This is a genomic window from Streptomyces klenkii, from assembly GCF_003626645.1.
In the GTDB taxonomy this organism is placed as follows: Bacteria; Actinomycetota; Actinomycetes; order Streptomycetales; family Streptomycetaceae; genus Streptomyces; species Streptomyces klenkii.
Genome location: NZ_RBAM01000240.1, coordinates 1 through 1,003, shown reverse-complemented (window position 1 = coordinate 1,003; position 1,003 = coordinate 1). Strand labels below are relative to the sequence as shown.

2 protein-coding genes are annotated in these 1,003 nt (G+C 75.3%); one reads left to right on the top strand and one right to left on the bottom strand.

Annotation, left to right across the window (positions count from 1 at the left end; genetic code table 11):
* A partial coding sequence (locus D7231_RS36050; protein WP_147449944.1) for an LOG family protein occupies window positions 1-278 on the top strand: 278 nt, incomplete at its 5' end.
* Between the two features lie 43 nt (window positions 279-321).
* Here the strand turns inward: D7231_RS36050 and folP are convergent.
* Window positions 322-1,003 (bottom strand): dihydropteroate synthase (folP, locus tag D7231_RS36045; RefSeq protein ID WP_120760609.1); only part of this gene is annotated, 682 nt, incomplete at its 5' end.

Genomic DNA, 1,003 nt, shown 5'->3' with positions numbered 1-1,003 from the left:
TGCGGAAGACGATGTTCGTCAAGTACGCGCAGGGCTTCCTGGTGCTGCCGGGGGGCTTCGGCACGCTGGACGAGCTGTTCGAGGCGCTCACGCTGGTGCAGACGAAGAAGGTGACCCGCTTCCCGATCGTGCTGGTCGGCTCCTCGTACTGGGGCGGGCTGGTGGACTGGCTGCGGGACACGGTCGTCGCGGAGGGGAAGGCGGCGCCGGTGGACAGCGACCTCTTCCACGTCACGGACGACCCGGAGGAGGCCATCGACCTGGTCACCAAGCCCTGACGGCGCTCTGCCCGCGCACTCCTGGGGCGCGGGCCGGGCCGCGTCAGGCCAGGCCGCGGCGGGCCACGGCCGGGGGGCGGCGGCCGGCGATGGAGGCGACCATGTCGAGCACCTGCCGGGTCTCGGCCACCTCGTGGACCCGGTAGACCCGCGCGCCCAGCCAGGCCGAGACGGCGGTCGTGGCCAGCGTTCCCAGCAGCCGCTCCCGGACCGGCAGGTCCAGCGTCTCCCCGACGAAGTCCTTGTTGGACAGCGAGACCAGCACCGGCCAGCCCGTCGCCGCCATCTCGTCCAGCCGCCGCGTGGCCTCCAGCGAGTGCCGGGTGGACTTCCCGAAGTCGTGCCCCGGGTCGATCAGCACCGCGTCCCGGCGCACGCCCAGCCCCACGGCCCGCTCGGCAAGGCCCGTGGTCACGCGCAGAACGTCCGCCATCACGTCCTCGTACGCCACCCGGTGCGGGCGGGTGCGGGGGCGCGCGCCGCCCGCGTGGGTGCAGACCAGGCCCACCCCGTGCCGGGCCGCCACCTCGGCCAGCCGCGGGTCGGCCCCGCCCCAGGCGTCGTTCAGCAGGTCGGCCCCGGCCGCGCAGGCCGCCTCCCCGACCTCGTGCCGCCAGGTGTCCACGCTGATCACGACGGAGGGGAAGCGGCGGCGCACCTCCGCGACGAAGCCGGCCGTGCGGCGGATCTCCTCGGCCGCGTCTACCTTCGCGCCCGGGCCCGCC